We start from the raw sequence: 1,561 nt of genomic DNA on the forward strand, positions 1-1,561 counted from the left end.
TCTGAATAATAATCCAATCATTGGATCAGGTACTTCTCTAGGATATACAGCCGGATTCACTTCTGTATCAGCCCCCGCAATTTTCACTACACCTCCAGGTATAACAAGTACTCTTACTGTTAATGTAGGACCATATTCTAATACATTAAATACGTTGGGCTTAACTCTTGCTGTTGTAGCATTGACATAATAAAATGTAAAACTCTCTACAATGATTTTCTTTGTCCTTTAACTGTTTTTTTGGTTAGCCTCTAGGAACTCAACATAACTACATATAGAAAAAGAACATTATTTGTTTCTATAGTAATAGGTGACTCGACTAGCACAATTGCTGAGTCACCTATTTATCTATAATAAAATAACGCTTTTATAAAATTTCATTGCTAAATTCCTCACTTGTCCATTTCACCTTGTTTAACATCTACATTTACTATTAATAATACGTTTTTATTAGAGGTGAAATATGATGAATGAATTCTTATCTCCTGTTGCTCTAAATCCTAGTTTAATTGGTCCGACTTTGCCACCTATTCCACCATTCACACTACCGACTGGGCCTACGGGTGCTACCGGTCCGACTGGATCTACTGGCTTCACTGGACCTACGGGTGCTACTGGTCCGACTAAGGTTTCATCTAGTACGATTTTTGTTGCAAATCGAAACTCAAATAATGTATCTGTCATTAATACCAACACTAACTCTGTTATTACCACCATCCCTGTTGAGATAGCTCCTGTGGGAGTAGCCGTAAATTCTAATACAAATCGAGTTTATGTAGCTAACCAAGGCAGTAATACTGTGTCTGTTATTAATACCAATACTAATTCTGTTATTGCAAACATTCCTGTTGGAGTAAATCCTACAGGGGTTTCATTAAATTTCAATACTAATCTTGTTTATATAACCAATCCAAGCAGTAACAATGTGTCTGTCATTAATGGCAATACTAATTCTGTCATCGCTACCATTCCTGTTGGTTCTACGCCTATAGGAATTATAGTGAATTCCAATACAAACCTTGTTTATGTTGTTAACAATAACAGTAATAATGTATCCGTTATAGATTCAAATACAAACCTTGTTATTACTACCATTCCTGTTGGATTAAACCCTGTAGAGGTTGCATTAAATCCAAAAACAAATCTTGTTTATGTAACCAATCCAAGCAGTAATACTGTGTCTGTCATTAATGGCAATACCAATTCAGTCATTACTACTATTCTTGTCGGTTCATCTCCTTTTGGTGTAGTGGTGAATTCTAAATTCAATCTTATTTATGTTGTTAACGATGATAGTAATAATGTGTCCGTCATTGATGCCAATACTAACTCTGTTATTAACACTATTCCTGTCGGCTCAAATCCTGTAGAAATTACAATAGATCCAAAAACAAATCTTCTTTATGTGACTAACACCGGGAGTAATACTGTGTCTGTCATTGACGCCGACACTAACTCTGTTATTGATAACATTCCTGTTGGTTTATATCCTTTTGGAATTGATGTCCTAATTGGTTAAAATTATTTATAAGCAAAATAGAATACCAAACTAAAAATAACT

Annotated in this window: 1 protein-coding gene and 2 pseudogenes; all 3 read left to right on the top strand. The window is 34.5% G+C overall.

What is annotated here, in order from left to right; all coding sequences use genetic code 11:
- Positions 1-190, top strand: a pseudogene (locus MR170_RS30525) (hypothetical protein); the annotation flags it as partial.
- Positions 191-466: 276 nt separating this feature from the next.
- A pseudogene (locus MR170_RS32560) lies at positions 467-700 on the top strand (exosporium leader peptide-containing protein); the annotation flags it as partial.
- Positions 701-736: 36 nt separating this feature from the next.
- A complete protein-coding gene (locus MR170_RS30530; RefSeq protein WP_346749478.1) occupies positions 737-1,519 on the top strand; it encodes a beta-propeller fold lactonase family protein in 783 nt (260 codons plus the stop codon).
- The last annotated feature ends 42 nt before the right edge of the window (positions 1,520-1,561 follow it).

Origin of the sequence: Bacillus cereus group sp. BfR-BA-01524 (assembly GCF_022662595.1) — a bacterium.
GTDB classification, from domain to species: Bacteria; Bacillota; Bacilli; order Bacillales; family Bacillaceae_G; genus Bacillus_A; species Bacillus_A thuringiensis_S.